Below are 18353 nucleotides of genomic sequence, written 5' to 3'. Positions count from 1 at the left end.
TGGCCATCAGGCCTCGATACCTTGCAGGTGGTAGACGTGAGACGTCGCGGAGTCGTGACGGAACCCCACGACGGCCTGGTAGTCGGCGGAGTCATAGAACTCGGTCACCCGCTCCAGGCTCTCGAACTCGACGAGCACGAGGCGCTCGAACTCCCGACCGCCCTCGCGGACGACGAGCTCACCCTGCGCCGGGAAGGCGTGGGCCAGCAGCCGGGCGCCGTACTTCTCCAGGACGGGCCCGCTGCGCTCGACGTACTGCTCGTAGGTCTCGTGGTCGTGGACCGTGACCTCCGCGACGATGTACCCGCGACCCTGCCCGGCCGTCATGAGCCGATCTCCTGCAGGGTGCCGAGCAGATCGGCGGTCGTCGAGACGTCCGCGTACTTCTGGCCCATGTCGAACAGGTTGACCTCGTGCACCAGCGGGCTGCGGTCGTAGACCGCGTCCGACGGCACGGCCACCTTGTAGTTGTAGGAGAACGCGTCGACTGCGCTGCCGCGCACGCATCCCGACGTCGAGCAGCCCGTCACGACGAGCGAGTCGACACCGGCCTGCACGAGATAGCTCAGCAACGGGGTGCCGAAGAATGCACTGGGGTGCCGCTTGGGCAGCAGGATCTCGCCCTCGAGCGGGGCGATGTCGGGGTGGAACTCATAGCCCTTGTCGGGGATGTCCATGATGCCCGGCACCTTGGCGCCGAGGGCGCCGGCGTCGAAGGCCTTCTTGGGCGCGACGTAGGGATACAGCACGGGCCAGCCCTTGGCACGAAAGAGCGTGAGCAGCTGCGAGATGTTCGCGACCGCGTCCCACGCGACCTCGCCACAGCTCGTCGTGAACTCCTCGATCGCCTCGTCGAAGGGCACCGGCTGGGTGCCGGTCGTGCGGTACTGCACGTCGATGATGAGCAGCGCGGGACGCTGCCCCATCCCGACCGGCCGGCCGAAGCCTGCCGCGTCGTAGCGCTCCTTCGTCAGGTCGTCGATGATCTCGCTCATGAGGGCTCTCCTTCGTGTTCTGCGGCGGCCAGTGCCGCCGCGCCGCTGCGCTCACGGCGCAGGAAGCGTCCAGTGGTCTCCTGGGCGAGCTGCCCGTCACGCAGGGCGAACTGCCCGCGCACGAGCGTGTGCACGACGCTCAGGGGCACCTCGGTGCCCTCCCACGGCGTGTACTCGGCGCCGGAGTGCTGGGTGGCGGCGTTGATGACGTAGCTGCTGTCGAGGTCAACGACCGCGATGTCGGCGTCCGAGCCGACGCGGATCGTGCCCTTCTGCGGATACATCCCGAACAGCTTGGCCGAGCGGGTCGACGTCGCGTCGACGAGGCGCTCGAGCGGCACGCCGCGGCGCAGGCCCTCGCTCAGCGTCAGGGGCAGGACGCCGCCGGTGCCGGGGAAGCCGGCCGAGGCCGTCCAGATGTCCTTCTCCTTGTTGACGCGGTGCCGGGCGTTGTGGTCCGAGCCGACCGTGTCGACCGAGCCGTCGGCCATGCCGATCCACAGCGACTCGAGATCGGCGCGCTCACGGATGGGCGGGTTGACCTTGCCGTACGTGCCGCAGTCGGCGTCGGTCGTCAGTGTCAGGTACTGGGTGCACGTCTCGACGAACAGGTTCTCGTACGAGCGACGCTGACGCTGCATGGCCTCCAGCGCGAGCTGGCTGCTGGTGTGCACCGCGTAGACGGACGCACCGGTGATCTGCGCCATGTACGCAACCCGCTGCACCGCCTCGGCCTCGACGAACGACGGACGCGACTGGTTCCAGGCGCTGAGCGGCCCGCGGGACTCGTCGATGGGCCGGTTCTTCAGCTTCCACACCAGCTCGATGTTCTCGGGGTGAGGGTTGATCATGGCGCCGTTGTCGGCGGCCGTGCCCAGCACGTCGTACATGTAACCGTCGTCATTGCCCGGCAGGCCGAGGTACTTGCCCTCGTCGCCCTTGAAGTTCATGAAGAACTTGAAGCTGGAGATGCCGAACTCGCGGATGTAGGCCGGGATGTCGTGCACGTGGGCGTCCGAGCCCACGACGATGTGGAAACCGAAGTCGACGTAGGAGTCCTGCTCCATGACGGCCTGGGCGCCGGGCACCACGGTGTCGTAGGGCTCGCCGCTCATCAGGTAGACGAGCATCGAGGTGATGCCGCCGGCTGCGGCCGAGGCCGTCTCCAGCCGGGCGTCGTCGGGGTCCTTCGGCACGCGGATGTCCTTGCCGAGGTGCACGTGCGGGTCGATCGCACCGGGCAGCACGAGCTTGCCGTCCAGCTGCACGACCTCGCGCGCCTCGGCGTCGGAGTCGCGCGAGACGATGCCCGAGACGAGACCGTCGTTGATGAGCAGGTCGACGTCCGCGAGGCCGGAGCCGTGGAGGAAGACGCGTCCGCCCGAGAGGCGGGTGTCGTGCACTGTCGTCACGCCACGCCTCCCGTCACCGGGACGTCCGCCGCGTAGCGCCGGTCGAGCTCGTCGAACTCGGGCTTGCGCACGAGGGCCTGGCGGTCCGCCCAGTCGATCATCAGGTGGGCGGCGTCCTTGGTGTCGCCGTGCTCGGCGAGGTGGTCCATGACCTGGCGCATGCCGGCGACCGCGCCACGCATGGCTGCGTTCGCGTAGAGGGCCACCGAGAAGCCGAGCTCGCCCAGCTCGCTGCGCGTCATGAGCGGCGTCAGGCCGCCCTCGACCATGTTGGCCAGGTGCAGGCCCGGGACGTTGCGGATGATGTATTCCATCTGCTCACGGGTGCGGGGCGCCTCGACGAACAAGATGTCGGCACCGGCCTCGGAGTAGGCCGCGGCCCGGTCGCACGCGGCCTCCAGGCCCTCGGTCGACAGGGCGTCGGTGCGCGCGATGATCAGCATGTTCTCGTCGAGACGGGCGTCCACGGCCGCACGGACCTTGCCGACCATCTCGTCCTGGGAGATGACGCCCTTGCCCGCGAAGTGGCCGCACTTCTTGGGGCTGACCTGGTCCTCGAGCTGCAGGGCCGAGGCGCCCGCGCGCTCGAGCTGGCGGACCGTGCGCTGCACGTTGAGGGCGTTGCCGAAGCCCGTGTCGGCGTCGACCACCAAGGGGATCGACACGGCGTCCGCCATCGCTGCGACGTGCGCGACGAGCTCGGTCACCGAGAGCAGTCCGAGGTCGGGCATCCCGAGATAGGTGTTGGTCAGCCCGGCGCCCGAGACGTAGACCGCCTCGAAGCCTGCCTGCTCGATCACGCGAGCAGTGAGCGCATTGGGCGCCCCTGGCAGCAGGATCGGTCCGTCCTGCCGGCTGATCAGCTCACGCAGCTGAAGCGGTGTCGTCATGATTTTTCACTTCCCCTTCGGGATTCGTCGTCGAAGCCCAGGGCAGCAAGAGCGCTGCGCCTGGCGCGGTCAAGGTGTTGGTAGACGAGCTGGGCCGCCTCGTCGGGTGAGCGCGACTGCAGGGCAGTCACGATGTCTGCGTGCTCCTGGAGGGCCTCCTTGGCCCGGACCGGCGCCTTGGCCGACATCGAGCGCGCGAGGTAGATCTGCGCCTGGGTCTCGAGGGCGGCGCGCTCGAGCGTCGCATTGGAGGCCAGGGCGAGCAGTCGCTGGTGGAAGTCGCGGTCCGGCGGATAGCTGCCGCCGGACTCCGAGGACATCGCCTCGGCGGTCTCGGAGACGAACGCCTGCAGCGCCGCGAGGTCCTCGTCAGCGGCTCGCTGGCAGGCGAGCCGGGCGGCGTACATCTCGAAGGCCGTGCGCATGTCGTACAGCTCGTCGAGCTCCCTCGGGTCGAACGTGCGCACGAAGGCGCCACGGTGACTGACGATCGTCAGCAGGCCCTCGCCGGCCAGGTGCTGGATCGCCTCGCGCAGGGGACCGCGACTGATGCCGAGGGAGGCCGCGAGGGCCACCTCGTTCAGGCGTTCACCCGGTGCAACCGTCCCCGACAGGATCATCTCGCGCACGAGAGTCTCGGTGCGGCGCGAAAAGGTGCCGTCTCGGCTCAGCTCAGTCCCGTTGCCATCGCTCACTGGAGGTCCTCACGATCGTGGGCAGGTTCGCAGACAGTCTGACTGATTCTGCTGGGCACGCGAGCGCACTGTCGGTGCGTCGACGCCTCATCCCTTCCATTGTGCGACCCCCCCTGTCAACTGTCAACAGTTTCGCGCCAAGAAGTGTGAGCCACGACTCCCCCTCCTCCGGCACGGCGGCCAGCGGGGCGGAGCCCGGTGGGCTACCGGAGGGCGAGGTCGACCGCGGCCTCGACGTGCAGCGCGGTCGTCGGGAACACCGGCACCTCGAGATCGTCCGCGCCGATCAGCAGCTCGATCTCGGTGCACCCGAGGACGATGCCCTCGGCGCCGCGCGCGACGAGCCGGTCGGTCGCAGCGAGGTAGAAGTCCCTGGACTCCGCGGTCATCACGTCGTGGCACAGCTCGTCGTAGATGATCGCGCTGAGGCGGCTGCGGTCGTCCGCGGGCGGCACCAGCACCTCGATGCTGTGGGCGGCGACCCGGTCGACGTAGAAGGACTGCTCCATCGTGAACGCCGTGCCGAGCAGCCCGACCCGGCTCAGCCCCGCAGCGCGGATCGCCGAGGCGGTCGTGTCGGCGATGTGGACGAAGGGGACCGAGAGCGACGATTCGATGTCGGCGGCCACGTGGTGCATCGTGTTGGTGCACAGGACGATGAGATCGGCGCCCGTCGACTCCAGCCGGCGGCCCGCTGCGGCCAGGTGACCGGCCACCAGGTCCCACCGGTCTGCGAGCTTGAGCTCCTCGATGTCGGCGAAGTCGACCGACTCCATGAGGATCCGCGCCGAGTGCAGGCCGCCCAGCCTCGTCGCGACGGACTCGTTGAGCAGCCGGTAGTACTCCAGCGTGCTGACCCAGCTCATCCCGCCGATCAGGCCGATGGTCCTCATGGGTTCATCATCGGGGTGATCACCAGCCTCGCGGGGCCGCCGCGCTCGATGACCACGATCGCGTTCTGCCCGTACGCCGTCGCGAGCGTGACCGCCTCCGGCTCGGCCAGGTCGAGGGCGAAGAAGCCGTGCTCGGGCTCCCACTCGGGGTCGTACCCCACCCCGATGTGCGGCAGGATCACGCAGCCGAGCTCGCTGAGGTCGGCCTCCAGCCGGTCATTTGCCTCGTCGTTGCTGTCCTGGTCGAGCGGCTCGCTGCGCGGGTTCCACCCGGTGATGAACACCCCGCTCGCGGCGCCGTAGTCGTCCAGCACCGCGTCGACCTCGGCCGAGGTCTCCCCGACGCCGACCGTCGCACGGGCGGAGCCGAGATCGTCCAGGACGACGTAACGGGTGCGCTCGTACTCCCGCACGAGGTCGGTGGCCATCAGCCGACCAGGTCCGTCACGAGATCGCGCAGGATGCCGAAACCGTTCTGGGTCAGGATCGACTCGGCGTGGAACTGCACGCCGCGGTAGTGCGGCCCCGCGACGAGGTGGACGTCGCCGGTCTCGGGATCGGTCTCGACCGACACGCCCTCGGGCAGGCCGGAGTCGGGGACCCGGGCCACGAACGTGTTGTAGAAGCCGACCGTCTCCGGCCGGTCGAGGACGGTGAGGCGGCTCTGCGTGCCCTGGAACACGATGTCCTTGAACACCAGGTCCAGGCCGATCTGGTGGCTGAGCGTCTGGTGCCCGAGGCACACCGCCAGGAACGGCCGCTCCGCCGCGAGCAGATCGGACACGACGCCGTGCAGCACGGCCATCTTGGGGTCCGCGACGTCGCGGGGATCGCCCGGACCGGGACCCACGACCACGAGGTCGTAGCCGTCGAGCGCGCCCGGCTCACCCAGCGCGGGGGCGTCGTGACGGATGATGTCGGTCGCCATGCCGAGCACGCCGAACACGTGCGACAGCATGTTGACGAAGTCGTCCTCGCCGTCGACGATCACGACCCGCTTGCCGGTCAGCGACGGCACGGGGGCCGCACCTGACTGATCGGTGAGCCAGAACTGGCTGAGCCGCTGGTTGCGCGAGCCGAGCGCGATGATGACCTCGTCCTCACGCGTGAACGCGTCGAAGCCCTCGACCGGCTCGGGCGCGGACTCGACCAGGCCGAACGCGCTGAGGATGCCCGAGGCCTTGGCCCAGGTCTCGGTCGTCTCGTACTCCGCGTCGGAGTCGCGGACCAGGGTCGCCCCGGCGGTGACCTTGAGGTTGCCGTCGAGGTCGACATCGGCCGTACGGATGAGGATCGGCGCGTCAGCCATCGGCGCGCCGTCGTCGTCACGACCGATGAGCGCGGCGACGGAGGCGTAGTAGCCGCGTCCCTCCGACTCGTACTGCTTGATCAGGCGGCACGCGTTCTCGACCGGGCTGCCGGTCACGGTGGCCGCGAACATCGAGTCGCGCAGGACCTCGCGGACGTCGCGGTGGGTGCGTCCGGCCAGGAGGTACTCGGTGTGGACGAGGTGCGTCATCGGCTTGAGGTAGGGCCCAAGCACGAGGCCGCCCTCGTGGCAGATGTCGCACATCATCTTGAGCTCCTCGTCGACGACCATGAAGAGCTCGTAGATCTCCTTCTCGTCCTGGAGGAACCTGAGCAGCTCGCGCTTCTTGTCGGCGTGGGTCTCCAGGCCGCGCATGCGGAACGTCCCGCTGATCGGGTTCATGCGCACCTGGCCGGCCTCGAGGCTCACGTGCCGCTCGGGGGACGCGCCGATCAGGTAGCGGTCGCCGGTGAAGATGAGGAACGTCCAGAACGCGCCGCGCTCGCGCTCGAGCAGGCGGCGAAAGACGGTCAGTGCCCGCTCGTGACCCCAGTCGGCGACCTGCGCGCGGTAGTGGCGCCCGATCACCAGGTTCGCGCCCTCGCCGTGGCCGATCTCCTCGTCGATGATCTGCCGCACGATGCCGGCGTACTCCTCGTCGGACGTCTCGAAGCCACCGCGATCGGTGAACTCGACCGGCACGTCGGGCAGCATCGACAGGATCTCCTGGACCGGCACCTCGGCGCTGTAGGCGACCTCGATCGCCGTCAGCGGGGTGCCGTCCTGGTGCGCCTCGAAACCGCGCTCCCGCACCTGGGCGTACGGGACGAGGACCAGGTGGTCCCAGGCCCGCTCGACACCCGCCCGCAGCGGGATGTCCGCGAGCAGGTCGAGGTCGGTGCGCGGGCCGCCGACCAGCGTCACGGTGTCGGAATCGCGCACGCGGATCAGCGCGAATGCCGGTTGAGCGAGGAGCTCGTCGAGGGAGGTCATCTCAGTTCCTTCACGAATGTCTCGACCGGCGGGGCGAGTGCGGCAGAAACGACGATGCCCAGAGCCGGCCACGAGGCGGTCTGGGCAAGATTCGACAGGCCACCCTCAGAGGTGGCGCCACCAGGAGAGGTGTCGGACTGTCATGCGTGAAGCGTATCGCAGGGCAACGACCATCCCGGTGGCTCGGCTGCCAGACTCAGGTCATGGACATCGACGTCGACCTGATCCGGCGCGACCTCGCGCAGCTGGTCAACATCCCCAGCATCGGCGGATCGGACGCCGAGATCGCCGCGCAGCGCTGGTGCGCGGCGCACCTGACCGGCATGGGCCTCGAGGTCGACCAGTGGCGCCTCGACCTCGAGCAGCTGCGCAGCGCCCCCGACTACCCGGGCGAGGAGGTCGAGCGCGAGGAGGCGTGGGGGGTCGTGGGCACGTCCGGTGCAGGCACCCCGGCCCTGATCCTCAACGGCCACGTGGACGTCGTGCCGCCCGGTGACGCCGCGGCGTGGGGCAACGGCGATCCGTGGCTCGTCCGCGAGGTCGACGACCGGTGGTACGGGCGCGGCGTCTGCGACATGAAGGGCGGGGTCGTCGCGATCTTCGCCGCCGCGCGCGCGGTCAGCGAGGTGCCGCTCTCGCGGCCGTTCGCGATCCACACCGTCATCGGCGAGGAGGACGGCGGCATCGGGACGTTCGCGACCCTGCAGCGTGGTCACCGCGGCGACGCGTGCGTCATCGCCGAGCCGACGGCCGGCCAGGTCGTCGCGGCCAACGCGGGCTCGCTGACGTTCCGCCTGGAGGTGCAGGGGCGGGCCAGCCACGGCTCGATGCGCACGACCGGCCACAGCGCGATCACCGCGTTCGAGCTGCTCCACCGGGCGATCGCCGAGCTCGAGGCGGTCCGCAACGCGCATCCGCCGGCCCCGTTCGGCCCCCTCCCGTGGCCCATCAGCGTCGGCGTCATCCGCGCCGGCGACTGGGCCAGCACGGTGCCGGACCAGCTCGTGGCGGAAGGCCGCTACGGGATCATGCCGGGCGAGTCGTTCGCCGACGCCAAGGCGCAGTTCGAGCAGGCGGTGGCCCGGGCGGCCGCGACGGATCCGTGGCTCGCGGACCACCCGCCGGTCGTGACCTGGCCCGGCGGTCACTTCGCCGCGGGCGCGCTCCCGGACGGGGACCCCTTTGGAGCGCAGGTCCGTGACGCGGTCGTCGCCGCCGACGAGAGCGCACCCGAGCTCATCGGTGCGCCCTACGGCTCCGACCTGCGCCAGTACACCGCAGCCGGCATCCCGACCGTGCAGTACGGTCCCGGCGACATCGTCCGCGCCCACGCGGTCGACGAGAGCGTCGGCATCGCCGAGGTCGTGACCGCCGCCAAGGCGTACGCCCAGCTGATCCTCGCCCGCTGCACCTGACCAACCCCAACGCTGAGGCGCGCCTCCCGTCCGCCGACGGGAGAGTTGCGTCCGCCGACGGGAGAGTTGCGTCCGCCGACGGGAGAGTTGCGTCCGCCGACGGGAGAGTTTGAGTCCCTTTTGCCGTGACGGCGGCCTCGCGTCAGCGAGCCGGGCACGCGCGTCAGCGAACCGCAGGCTCGCCTCAGCGGACCGCAGGCTCGCCTCAGCGAACCGCAGGCTCGCCTCAGCGAACCGCAGGCTCGCCTCAGCGAACCGCAGGCGCGCGTCAGCGAACCGCAGGCTCGCGTCAGCGAACCGGAGGCTCGCGTCAGCGAACCGGAGGCGCGCGTCAGCGGGGGGAGGGGGTGAGGGGGGTGTACGCCTGGGGGACGACGTCGCCGCCGGGCTCGAAGTCGACCGGCTGCAGACCCACGGGACGGCCGTCGCGGAACGTGACGATCGTGGCCTGGGCGGTCCGCCGCAGCTTGCTGCCGAGCGCGAACGCGTACGCCGCACCGCCCGTCGAGCCGGTCGTCAGGGTGGTCGTGGACCGGCCGTTCTCGCCCACCGCGGTCGTGGGACCCACCTGCCGGTGCAGGTGACCGGACAGCACGAGATCGGCACATCCCGAGGCCGCAGCCTTCTTGGCCGACGACGGGCTGTGCACCGCGATGACGCTGACGTCACCGGCCTCGCACGCCGCTCGGGTCAGCTCCTCGTCCTGGACCGCGAGCGCGGCGGCATTGTCCTCGGCGTCGCCGAAGTAGCCGGCGGTCAGACCCGAGCTGCGCGGATCGCTGCTGCCGATGAACCGCACGCCGCCCACGGTCACGGGCTTCCCGTCGAGCAGGGTGAAGCCCTTGTCCTTCATCTGGTTGCCGATCGCGTCGCCGGTGTCGTGGTTGCCCGTCACCGAGACGATGTCGAAGTCACGGAACTCGCGCGCCAGCGAGTTGATGCTGAACGTCTCCCAGGCCGCACCGTTGGAGGTGTCGTCCCCCAGGTCGATCAGCAGACGCGCCTGCGCCCGCTCCGCGATGACCCGCGCGACGGGATCCATGCCGATGTTGTCGTGCCGGTCGGTGACCACGAGCGCCGTCGTCTCACCCTCCCCCGGAGTGCGCACGACGGCGGCCTCGGCCGTCTCGGCCATGCGTCCGTAGAAGGCGACCGACGTCTGGTACGTGTCGATGGCCCCCTGCACGAGCGCCTTGCTGCCCGCGCTCGAGGCGCCCTCGATGATCTCGACCCGGTCGAGGACCGGATCGTTCGGAAGCACCGGGAACACCGTCCCGATCGGCACCCAGGACGCGGTCCGGCCCTCCCGAGGGCGATCCGGTGCAGCCACCAGCGCGACCGCCGCGACCACCACGACCACGGTCCCCGCCGCGCCGACGACCTGCCGACGGCGCGGATGACGTGCCGCCGCCAGGATCGCCCGCCGCCGGGGCCCGCCGATGGCGCGCCAGGCCAGCACCGCCACCAGGACCGTCAGGATCGAGACGCCGAGTCCACGCATCGCGGCGTCGGTCGCCATCGACACCACGGTGGACCGGACGGCCGCGATCTCGCCCTGCGGCTGGCTCGCGATGACGGCGTCACGGGCGACGACCTGGTTGAGCTCGGTGACCTCGCTGTCGCCCAGCCGGATGTCGAGACCGATCCCGAGCGGCGCCTCAGCGGGCACCCGGATCTGCGGGATCAGTGTGCCGAAGTCGAGGCGCGCGTAGCCGTCGAAAGTGGGACGGACGGTTGCGTCGTGCGCGCCGATCACGATCTCGCGATCGCTGTGGACGAACGTCGAGTACGCCGTGGGCACCCCGACGACCAGCCCGAGGCCGATCAGCAGCAGGACCTTGAGAACCGTCCGGGTCATGCGATCCGGCTGCTCCAGCGATCTGTCGTGCCCACCGTCGTGAGCAGCTGGGTCGCGCGGGTCAGCACGACGTAGAGGGTGCGCCAGCCGGCACTGGACTCATCGGTGATGCCGTCGGGCTCGACGACGACGACGCCGTCGAACTCCAGGCCCTTGGTGTCGAGCCCGTCGAGCAGTCGCAGGCGATCGGCGTGCCGGGACAAGACGTCGGCCAGCTCGGCGCGGAGCGGCTCCAGACGCGCCCGCGGCGTCACGATCGCGACGGTGCCCTCGACGCGACCGAGGATCTCCTCGGCACTGCGCCGCACGGTGTCCGTCAGCTCGGACTCGGCGACCGTGTGGTGCTGCGGGGACTCCCCCGTACGGCGCACGGCCTCGGCGAGATCGGGGTCGGGCACCGCGACGGCGGCGACCTTCGCCGCCAGATCGTAGATCTCGGCGGAGTTGCGGTAGTTGGTCGAGAGCCGGAACGCGTGCTCGGGCTTGCCCTCGAGGGCGGACCGGCGTGCGGCGGCGGCCTCCTGCGGGTAGGGCCACGACGACTGGGCCTGGTCGCCCACGATCGTCCAGCTCGCGTGACGCCCGCGGCGCCCGAGCATGCGCCACTGCATCGGCGAGAGGTCCTGCGCCTCGTCGACCAGGACGTGCGCGAAGCTGTCGTCCTCGATGCTCTGGGTCGAGCGGAACCGGTCCACGCGCTCCTCGCGCTCGCGGCGCTCGAAGCTCATGAGCTGCTTGGGGTTGTCGTCATCGTCGTCGCCGGAGTCCGGGAGCTCGCCGATGACGTAGCGCAGCTCGTCGATCAGGGGGACGTCCTGGATGCTGGGCTCCTCGGACGCCCAGGACTCCTTGAGCGCCGCGATCTCCTTGGCGTTGAACGCGCCCTGGGCCAGCTGGTCGATCAGGTCCGGGAGCATGCGCCACACCTCGATCGGCTCGACCGGCGGCCACCACTGCTCGACGAAGTCGACGAAGCGGTCGTCCGTCGTGATGGTCTCGACGAAGCCCTCCTGGCCCTTCTCGAGGGCGCGCTCGCCGCGCACCTGGCGCCACAGCGCGTCGACCAGGGCCGACGGCACCTTGGCGTACGCCCGGTTGCGCTTGCTGCCGGCCAGCAGCTGGCGGCGGATGCGCTCGAGCTGCTGGGCGTCGAGGCGAAGGACGTCGTCCTTGTAGAAGTAGCGGAACGACGAGGGGGCGCCGGGCGATGGTGCGGCCGCGGCACGGGCGAGGAACTTGACCATCCGTGACGAGCCCTTGGCCGCGGCGGCGACCGGGTCGTCGTGGCGCGCAGCGCGCAGCCCGTCGACGACCTCGCCCAGCGATCGCAGGGTCACGCTGGTCTCACCCAGGCTGGGCAGGACGCGCTCGATGTAGCTCATGAACACCGAGGACGGTCCGACCACGAGCACGCCGCCGGACTCGAAGCGCCGACGGTCGGTGTAGAGCAGGTACGCCGCGCGGTGCAGCGCCACGACGGTCTTGCCGGTCCCGGGACCGCCGCCGATCGTGGTCGCGCCGCGGGCGGGGGCGCGGATGGCCTCGTCCTGCTCCTTCTGGATCGTGGCGACGACCGAGTGCATCGAGCTGTCGCGGGCCCGCGTGAGGCTCGCGAGAAGCGCGCCCTCACCGATCACGACCATGTCGTCGGGCGCGTTGTCGCCGTCGAGCAGATCGTCCTCGATGCCGATGACCTGGTCGTTGGAGCAACGCAGCACCCGCCGGCGGATCACGCCGGCCGGCTCCTGCGCGGTGGCCTGGTAGAACAGCGCTGCTGCGGGGGCGCGCCAGTCGATCAGCAGGATCTCGCGGTCCGCGTCGCGCACGCCGATCCGGCCGATGTAGCGGGACTCGCCGTTCAGCATGTTGAGCCGGCCGAAGACGAGACCGTCGTGCGCCGCGTTGAGGGCCGACAGCCGCTTGGACGCCTGGTAGACCATCGCGTCGCGCTCGACCAGTCCACCCTCGTTGCCGACGTGACCGCGTGCCATTCCCTCCACCACGAGCGACCGCGCGACCTTGGCAGACGCGTCGAGACGTTCGTAGACGGTGTCCACGTACGACTGCTCAGCCTCGATCTCGCGTTGCTCCGCGTTGTCCCCGCTCACCCGACTCCTTGTGCTGGCCTAGAGAACTCACAAGTGTATTCCGTCCCCGAAATATTCCGCAGGCAGATCGCCACCCGGACGCAGCCCAGCACGGCGACGTCGGCCGTCCTACGCTGGTGGATTCCCTTCCTCGACCTCGCAGGTGCACATCGTGATCAAGATCCTCGGAATCCTCACCGCCCTGGCGCTCGTCGGCACCCCGCTGACCGGCGCCCACGCCGCTTCGACCCGCTACAAGGTCTCGGCCACCGTCAGCGACGACAAGCTCGACATCACCTCCGGCGACGGGTCCAACCGGTCCACCCGCATCAAGGGCAAGGTCACCGGCGGGCCGGTCAAGGGCAAGCGGGTCCACATCTACTACCGCAACGTGAGCACCAAGGCCGCCCCTCGCACGTTCCTGCGCACGGCCCGCCTCTCGTCGTCCGGCAGGTTCTCCACGACGTGGCGGCCGAAGGACGGCGGCCGGTACGAGATCGACGTGGTCAAGCAGGCCGGCAGCGGCAAGCGTGCTGGCACCGACCCGACCCGCGTGTACGTCTACCAGTTCGTGAGCCTCACGCACCTGTTCGATCGCGCCGCGAGCTCGGGATCGGGCTACACCGACCGCGAGAGGTTCGGCAACGGCACGTACTACCGCGACGGCTACGCGATCCTCGGCGGCGGCCGCGCGGTCTTCGACACCCGGGGCTTCCACTGCATGCGCGTCAACTTCAAGACCGGCCTGTCCACCCGCAGCTCCGCCTCGCGGGGCACGATCCGAGTGACCCAGCGCAGGACGTTGGTCACCCGTTCGATGAGCAAGGGACAGGTCTACAAGGCGTCCAAGACCGTGCAGAAGAAGATGAACGCGAGTGACAAGATCACCTTCTCGGTCGACCGGCGCGACGACATCGGTGACCAGTCCCGCCTGCGGTTCGTGGTCGGACGCCCCGTCGCCGCGTGCACCTACCCGACCCGTTCGGCCCCGTACCGCTGATCCCGGGCCGGATGACGACCGGACTCTCAGGACTCCCGCTCGGCCACGATCTGCTCTAGCATCGAGGGACTTTGGTCCCGGTCCGATGGAGGAGGTCCTGATGCGCAGGATCGGCGTGCTGCTCCTGGGGTCGGTCCTCACCTTCGGCCTGCTCACGCCCGCGGACGCCGCCCGGACGTTCTCGATCAGCCTGAGCCCGGCACCGAAGGGCGCGACCGATGCGAAGAAGAGCTACAACGACACGGCGCTCGACGTCAGCGAGGCCACGCAGGACGGACGCGAGAGGACCACGATCCGGGGCCGGGTCAAGCGCGGCAAGAAGGCCGCGTCGGGGCGGGTCAAGGTCTACGCGACCAACACGTCGAGGCCCGGCAGCAGGCGCACCCTCCTCGGGTCCCCGAGGCTCAACCGCAACGGATGGTTCAGCCAGCGCTTCCGCCCCGGGCACGACCGGGCGGGCGTCTACCGGATCGAGGTCGTCAAGGGCGGCAGCCGCGGCTACGCCACGACCACCCGCGCCGTGACCGTCCGGGTCTTCCAGTTCGTCGAGGCCCTCAACGGCTACGACGCGGAGCAGCCCGGCGTGACGCCAGCGTGGAACGCGCCACCGGCCTACGGCACGTTCCACCACCAGTCGTACGTCGTGGAGGGCGGCTCGACCGCGGAGTTCGACTTCACCGGCCACTCGTGCCTGCAGCTGAACTTCCGGATGGCCCGGTCCGCGGACGCGACGGTCGACGGGCGCTTCACGGTCACCCTCGACGGTCGGACCATCGTGCCCTGGACGACTCTCGCCGGCCGCCAGTACCTGCCCAGCAAGACGGTGCAGAAGCGGATGACCGCGGGCGGCCGCCTCCGGTTCACGGTGGCTCCGCACGACGACGGCGACGCGGCGACCGCCGATGACAACCGCCGGGTCACGATGGTCCTGGGACGGCCGATGGTCTCCTGCACGTACCCGGACCCCGTGGTGGCCACGCGGTAGACCGCCGACGCCATGAGAACCATCCGCACCTGGTCCTCCTGAGGGATAGGCACAGCCCGCCCCCGCATGCGTCAATGACAGCATGTCTTTCCCCGGGGTGCGTCGCTGCCACGCGCACCGTCGCGCCCCGCTGCACGCCGGCCACCGCCGTCGTACGTTCGGCGGCCGCGCCGGGCTGGTGCTGGCGTTCGCGCTCGCGCTCGCACTCGGCGTGGGCGGGACGGCCGCATACTCGGCCCTCTACGGCAGCATCCCGACGGCCGAGGCCCAGGACCGGGTCGTGGTGCGCGGTGGCGTCGTCCGGCTCGGCACACACGTGTACCTGCACGCCAACGGCAGCCACGGCGCGATCGGCATCACCCGCGTCGCCCTGGTCAAGAAGTGCCATCTGCGGGTCTACCTGGACCGCCAGCCGGGCGATCGCGTCGTCGCGGCCGTGGCCGAGGAGGACGAGGCGATGGCGCGCCTCGGCGTCCAGGCCGGCATCTCGGGCGGCATCGACGTCGTGGACGTGCGCCTCTACCGAGCCGGCAGACGGGTGTGCGCGAACGACAGGATGTTCGGCGGCCGATCGAATCTCTGGATCAGCGTGACGACGCTGGCACGGACACCGCGGAAGCCGGCCACACCAGCACCGGCCCAGCCGACAGTGCCGGCTGCACCAGCGCCACCGACGTCGTCCGTCGAGCCGGCAGCAGCCCTCGGCTGACCCGTCCGGCCCGCCTCAGGCGGGGTCGAGGATGCGCCGGAGGAACTGCCGCGTGCGCTCCTCGCGCGGATCGCCGATGACCTGGGCGGGAGGGCCGCTCTCCACGACGACGCCGCCGTCCAGGAAGAGCACCTGGTCGCACACCTGCTGGGCGAAGCGGATCTCGTGGGTCACGATCATGGTGGTCCAGCCCTGCTGGGTGAGGTCCTTGATGACCGACAGCACCTCCCCGACCAGCTCGGGGTCGAGGGCCGAGGTGGGCTCGTCGAACAGGACGACCTTCGGCTTGAGCGCGAGCGCGCGGGCGATGCCGACCCGCTGCTGCTGACCGCCGGACAGCTGGAACGGGTGCTGATCGGCCTTCTCGGCGAGCCCGACCTGCTCGAGCAGGACCCGGGCCTCGGCGATCGCCTCCTCCAACGGCCGCTTCTGCACCTGCACGGGACCCTCGATGACGTTCTCCAGCACGGTCTTGTGCGGGAAGAGGTTGTGCGACTGGAAGACCATGCCGCTCTGGGCGCGGAGCCGCGCAGTCGCCGCTCGGCCTGCCTTGCCCCGGGGCAGGGCGCCGAAGTCGACCTCGACGTCCCCGATGCCGATCGTGCCGGAGTCGGGCGTCTCCAGGACGTTGAGCGCTCGCAGGATCGTGGTCTTGCCCGAGCCGGACGGCCCGAGGATCGTGGTGGTGGTGCCCGCCTCGGCAGTGAAGTCCACGCCACGGAGCACGTGGTTGTCGCCGAAGGTCTTGGTGATGCCGCGGACGCGGACGAGGGGATCGGTCATGTCGCCACGAACCTGTTCAGTCGGGTCTCGAGCCTGCCCTGGACGTAGGACATCGCCACGCAGACGATCCAGTAGTACAGCGCCGCGAAGATGTAGAGCGGCAGGAACACCTGCGCCGCAGCGGCAGCGTTCTGGGACGAGCGCAGCACGTCGGTCAGCAGCACGACCGACAGCAGGGACGTGTCCTTGAACAGCGAGATCGCGGTGTTGGACAGCGGCGGCACAGCGGTGCGTGCGGCCTGTGGGAAGACGATCCGTCGCAGCGTCTGCCAGTAGCCCATGCCGATCGAGGCGGCGGCCTCGAACTGGCCCTTCGGCACCGACAGGATCGCGGACCGCACGACCTCCGCGGCGTAGCCGCCCACGTTGAGGCTCAGCGCCACGACCCCCGCGACGTACGACGAGAAGTCGATCCCGATCTCCGGCAGTCCGAAGAACACGATGAACAGCTGCACCAGCAGCGGCGTCCCACGGATGATCGAGACGTAGCCGCGGGCGAGCCCGGCCAGGATGCGGCTGCCGGAGATGCGGGCCAGGGCGACGGCGACCGCGATCGCAAGACCGATGACGAAGCTGATGATCGTGATCGGGATCGAGACCTTGATGAGGCCCTTGAACATCGGCCATGCCGCGTCCTGGACAACCTGCGCATCGCTCCTGCCCTTGCGACCGCCCGAGAGGTCGACACCGCCGTCGTTCTCGACCGAGACGTTGGCCTTGAAGTAGGACTCGGAGATCTTCGCGAGCGTGCCGTCGGCCCGCAGCGCCTGCAGCGCCTGGTTGGCCTCGGCGAGCCGGGGATCGCCCTTGCGGAACGCCAGCACCTGCTTGCTGACCTCGTCGCCCGCGTCGCCGGAGATCTCGATCTCGTCGGACCCGGTGGTGTTGAGGTAGTCGAGCACCGCGATGTTGTCGTTGACGATCGCGTCGACCCGTCCCTGCACGAGCAGCGCCGCGGCCTGGGCGAAGCCCTCGACGCCCTCGACCTTCGCGCCGGCGTCCTTGGCGACCTGCGCCCAGTTGCTCGTGATCGACTGCGCGGTCGTCTTGCCCTTGAGGTCCGCGAGGGAGGTGATGCCCTTCGTGCCGGTCTTCACCACGATGACGCCGCGCGAGTACGTGTACGGCTCGGACAGGCCGAACTTCGCCTCGCGCTCGGGGTTGGTCGAGACCTGGTTGGCGATGACGTCGATCCGATCGGACTCGAGCGCCGCGAAGATCGCATCGAACTGCGTCTCGACGAACTCGAGCCGCCAGCCGGCCTTCTTGGCGACGGCCTTGACCACCTCGATGTCGTAGCCGGTGAGCTCGTCGTTGCCGGACTCGTGGAACGTGAACGGCGGGTACGTGCCCTCCGTCCCGACCCGGACCACAGGGCGGTCGTCGGCTGCGCTCGCGGGCGTCGCGGGCAGCAGGAACAGCGCCAGCAACGCCAGGAGGAGCACCTTGGCCGCACTGCGCATTCGTCCTCCTCGGAGCAGGGTCCTTCGACCGTACGGCGAGACTAGTGACGGCGCAGCGCGGCCCTCCACCCCATCCACGATCTGGGCGGGAGGCAGGGTCGCGCCCGGGTCACTTCCTGCGGTCGAGGAAGGCCCGCATCGCCGCGCGGGCCTCGTCGCTGCCGAACAGCTCTCCCGACAGCTGGGCCAGGTTCGCGCCGTGGGTGTCGATGCGGGCGACCAGGTCGTGGTTGAGCAGCTTCTTGGTCTCGCGCAGGCCCTGCGGATAGGCGCGGGCGAGGTCGCCGACCACGCGGTCGACCTCGTCCGCGAGCTCACCCTCGGGCACCGCTCGGGTGATCATCCCGATCGCGGCCGCCTCCGCCGCGCCGAACGTCCGGGCGGTCAGGAACAGCTCGCTCGCCGCCCGCTCCGTCAGCCGCGGCAGCAGGCTGAGGGAGATGATCGCCGGCGCGAGCGCGAGGCGTACCTCGGTGAGCTGGAACGTCACCGACTCGGCCGCGAGCACGATGTCCGCAGCGCCCACGATGCCGAGCCCCCCGGCACGCACGGGCCCGTCAAGCTCGACCACGACGGGCTTCGAGGCCGTCGCGATGAGCAGCTGCATCGCGACCATGGCCTTGGCGCCCTCGACCATCCCGCCCTCGGACGCCTCGGCCATGTCGGCCCCCGAGCAGAAGACCGGGCCCGCGGACCGGATGACGATCACGCGCACCTGCGGATCGACGTCCGCGGTCTCCACGTGCGCCATGAGCTCGGAGACCAGCTGCTTGCTCAGGGCGTTGCGGTTGTACTCGCTGTCGAGCGTGATCGTGGCGACCCGCTTGTCGATGTCGAGGTGCACGAGCTCAGCCATGGGCGTGCCT

17 protein-coding genes are annotated in these 18353 nt (G+C 70.1%); 4 read left to right on the top strand and 13 right to left on the bottom strand.

The genetic code is table 11. From position 1 onward, the window contains the following. Window positions 1-6: 6 nt before the first annotated feature. The 8 genes from GEV27_RS01235 to GEV27_RS01200 all read right to left on the bottom strand — a co-directional run bounded on the left by GEV27_RS01235 (window position 7) and on the right by GEV27_RS01200 (window position 7187). Window positions 7-327: a DUF1330 domain-containing protein gene (locus GEV27_RS01235; protein WP_153909803.1), complete on the bottom strand. Its 321-nt coding sequence runs from the start codon at window positions 325-327 to the stop codon at window positions 7-9. Then, window positions 324-995, bottom strand: a complete 672-nt coding sequence (locus GEV27_RS01230; RefSeq protein WP_153909802.1) for an isochorismatase family protein — start codon at window positions 993-995, stop codon at window positions 324-326. Before GEV27_RS01230 ends, GEV27_RS01235 begins: the two co-directional genes overlap by 4 nt. Beyond that, a complete protein-coding gene (locus GEV27_RS01225; protein ID WP_194944097.1) occupies window positions 992-2407 on the bottom strand; it encodes a dihydroorotase family protein in 1416 nt (471 codons plus the stop codon). The genes GEV27_RS01230 and GEV27_RS01225 overlap by 4 nt, the downstream gene beginning before the upstream one ends. Beyond that, window positions 2404-3297 (bottom strand): oxaloacetate decarboxylase, encoded by an 894-nt coding sequence (locus tag GEV27_RS01220; RefSeq protein ID WP_153654765.1) that lies wholly within the window; start codon window positions 3295-3297, stop codon window positions 2404-2406. Before GEV27_RS01220 ends, GEV27_RS01225 begins: the two co-directional genes overlap by 4 nt. Then, on the bottom strand, window positions 3294-3992 hold the full coding sequence (locus GEV27_RS01215) for a GntR family transcriptional regulator (RefSeq protein ID WP_153909800.1): 699 nt from the start codon (window positions 3990-3992) through the stop codon (window positions 3294-3296). Before GEV27_RS01215 ends, GEV27_RS01220 begins: the two co-directional genes overlap by 4 nt. A gap of 203 nt (window positions 3993-4195) precedes the next feature. After that, window positions 4196-4885 (bottom strand): aspartate/glutamate racemase family protein, encoded by a 690-nt coding sequence (locus GEV27_RS01210; protein WP_153933261.1) that lies wholly within the window; start codon window positions 4883-4885, stop codon window positions 4196-4198. Beyond that, window positions 4882-5313 (bottom strand): DUF3293 domain-containing protein, encoded by a 432-nt coding sequence (locus tag GEV27_RS01205; protein ID WP_153909798.1) that lies wholly within the window; start codon window positions 5311-5313, stop codon window positions 4882-4884. Before GEV27_RS01205 ends, GEV27_RS01210 begins: the two co-directional genes overlap by 4 nt. Further along, complete coding sequence (locus tag GEV27_RS01200; protein WP_153909797.1) at window positions 5313-7187, bottom strand: anthranilate synthase family protein; 1875 nt, start codon at window positions 7185-7187, stop codon at window positions 5313-5315. Before GEV27_RS01200 ends, GEV27_RS01205 begins: the two co-directional genes overlap by 1 nt. Window positions 7188-7390: 203 nt before the next feature. On the opposite strand from GEV27_RS01200, the gene GEV27_RS01195 reads away from it, so the two are divergent. After that, window positions 7391-8602 (top strand): ArgE/DapE family deacylase, encoded by a 1212-nt coding sequence (locus GEV27_RS01195; RefSeq protein ID WP_153909796.1) that lies wholly within the window; start codon window positions 7391-7393, stop codon window positions 8600-8602. Between the two features lie 331 nt (window positions 8603-8933). Here GEV27_RS01195 and GEV27_RS01190 read toward each other — a convergent pair whose 3' ends face one another. Both GEV27_RS01190 and GEV27_RS01185 read right to left on the bottom strand, forming a co-directional pair. Then, a complete protein-coding gene (locus tag GEV27_RS01190) occupies window positions 8934-10460 on the bottom strand; it encodes a metallophosphoesterase (protein WP_153933260.1) in 1527 nt (508 codons plus the stop codon). Continuing rightward, window positions 10457-12568 (bottom strand): UvrD-helicase domain-containing protein, encoded by a 2112-nt coding sequence (locus tag GEV27_RS01185; RefSeq protein WP_309221964.1) that lies wholly within the window; start codon window positions 12566-12568, stop codon window positions 10457-10459. The genes GEV27_RS01190 and GEV27_RS01185 overlap by 4 nt, the downstream gene beginning before the upstream one ends. Window positions 12569-12719: 151 nt before the next feature. On the opposite strand from GEV27_RS01185, the gene GEV27_RS01180 reads away from it, so the two are divergent. The 3 genes from GEV27_RS01180 (at window position 12720) to GEV27_RS01170 (ending at window position 15241) form a co-directional block, all read left to right on the top strand. Next, complete coding sequence (locus GEV27_RS01180; RefSeq protein ID WP_153933259.1) at window positions 12720-13547, top strand: hypothetical protein; 828 nt, start codon at window positions 12720-12722, stop codon at window positions 13545-13547. 100 nt (window positions 13548-13647) lie between these two features. Continuing rightward, complete coding sequence (locus GEV27_RS01175) at window positions 13648-14532, top strand: hypothetical protein (RefSeq protein ID WP_153933258.1); 885 nt, start codon at window positions 13648-13650, stop codon at window positions 14530-14532. 82 nt (window positions 14533-14614) lie between these two features. Continuing rightward, complete coding sequence (locus GEV27_RS01170; protein ID WP_153933257.1) at window positions 14615-15241, top strand: hypothetical protein; 627 nt, start codon at window positions 14615-14617, stop codon at window positions 15239-15241. Window positions 15242-15256: 15 nt separating this feature from the next. Here GEV27_RS01170 and GEV27_RS01165 read toward each other — a convergent pair whose 3' ends face one another. From GEV27_RS01165 to GEV27_RS01155, 3 genes are all read right to left on the bottom strand, one after another. After that, entirely contained in the window at window positions 15257-16024 is a 768-nt protein-coding gene (locus GEV27_RS01165) for an amino acid ABC transporter ATP-binding protein (protein WP_153933256.1), read from the bottom strand. Continuing rightward, window positions 16021-17487, bottom strand: coding sequence for an ABC transporter substrate-binding protein/permease (locus GEV27_RS01160; RefSeq protein WP_153909791.1), 1467 nt, complete (start codon window positions 17485-17487; stop codon window positions 16021-16023). The genes GEV27_RS01165 and GEV27_RS01160 overlap by 4 nt, the downstream gene beginning before the upstream one ends. Before the next feature lie 109 nt (window positions 17488-17596). After that, window positions 17597-18343, bottom strand: coding sequence for an enoyl-CoA hydratase-related protein (locus GEV27_RS01155; RefSeq protein ID WP_153909790.1), 747 nt, complete (start codon window positions 18341-18343; stop codon window positions 17597-17599). Window positions 18344-18353 lie beyond the last annotated feature (10 nt).

Source organism: Aeromicrobium sp. S22 (assembly GCF_009661045.1).
Lineage (GTDB): Bacteria > Actinomycetota > Actinomycetes > Propionibacteriales > Nocardioidaceae > Aeromicrobium > Aeromicrobium yanjiei.
This window is presented reverse-complemented; position numbering and strand designations above follow the sequence as displayed.